Origin of the sequence: Pseudomonas sp. NMI542_15 (assembly GCF_021283425.1) — a bacterium.
Lineage (GTDB): Bacteria > Pseudomonadota > Gammaproteobacteria > Pseudomonadales > Pseudomonadaceae > Aquipseudomonas > Aquipseudomonas fortuita.
Window position 1 is genome coordinate 1 of the sequence record NZ_JAJSRO010000066.1, and the last position, 1,147, is coordinate 1,147.

The window sequence follows — 1,147 nt, forward strand, 5'->3', positions numbered from 1 at the left end:
TCCACCGACAGGACAGCGGTGACTTTGCTGATGGTGTCGGTCACGTTGACAGTGGCCGGGTCGCCGATCTGCAGGTTCTCCAGCGGAGCACCGGTAACGGTGGCCTTGTCGATGCTAACGGTGATGGTGCCTTTATCAACAAAGACGTCATCGCCTTGGGCCGGCGCCGAGATGGTCTTGGTGGTCTCGCCAGCAGCGAACACCACGGTTTCACCGGTGCTCAGCAGCACGGTCAGCGGTTTATCGATGGCCTGGTTCAGGGTCACCTTGAAGGTTGGTGCAGTGGCTTCGTTCACCGACTCGGTGACCGGAGTGATGCTGACCTTGACCAGGTTGTCGTTGCCGTTCGGCTCGTCGCTGACAGTAGTGGTCACTGGCGTCTTATCGGTCACCAGGTTTTCGAACTTGGTGTCGCCGGTGACTTCGATACCGGTGATCGACTTGGTAATTGCGTCCTGGCCGCCCGCGTACAGGTCGTTCGGCGCGGTGATTTCCACGGTGCCGGTGGCCGAGCCTGGGTTGATGGTGACCTGAGTGCCACCGGTCAAGGTAACGGTCACACCTCCGTGGCCAGTCACTGGCAGCTTGGTGTCTTCACTGATCAGGGTCACGGTGTAGGTGATCTTGCCGCCTTCCACCACTGCGGTGTTATCCACCGACAGGACGGCGGTGACTTTGCTGATGGTGTCGGTGACCTGAACGGTCGCCGGGGTACCGATCTGCAGGTTCTCCAGCGGCGCACCGGTAACGGTGGCCTTGTCGATGCTGACGGTGATCTGGCCCTTGTCGATGAACACGTCATCGCCCTGGGCAGGCGCCGAAATGGTCTTGGTGGTCTCGCCAGCAGCGAACACCACGGTTTCGCCAGTACTCAGGACAACGGTGAGCGCCTTGTCCAGCGCTTGGTTCAGGGTGACGTTAAAGGTTGGTGCAGTGGCTTCGTTCACCGACTCGGTGACCGGAGTGATGCTGACCTTAACCAGGTTGTCGCTGCCGTTCGGCTCGTCGCTGACGGTAGTGGTGACCGGGGTCTTGTCGGTCACCAGGTTCTCGAACTTGGTGTCACCCGAGACCGAAATGTCGGTGATCGACTTGGTGATCGCAGGCTGGCCACCGGCATACAGGTCGTTCGGTGCAGTGACGAAGG

General features: G+C 60.3%; 1 protein-coding gene. It reads right to left on the reverse strand.

Annotated elements, in window-relative coordinates; translation table 11 throughout:
* Positions 1 to 1,147, reverse strand: a 1,147-nt coding sequence (locus LU684_RS30425) for an immunoglobulin-like domain-containing protein (protein ID WP_332880196.1), incomplete at both ends; no start/stop codon positions are given.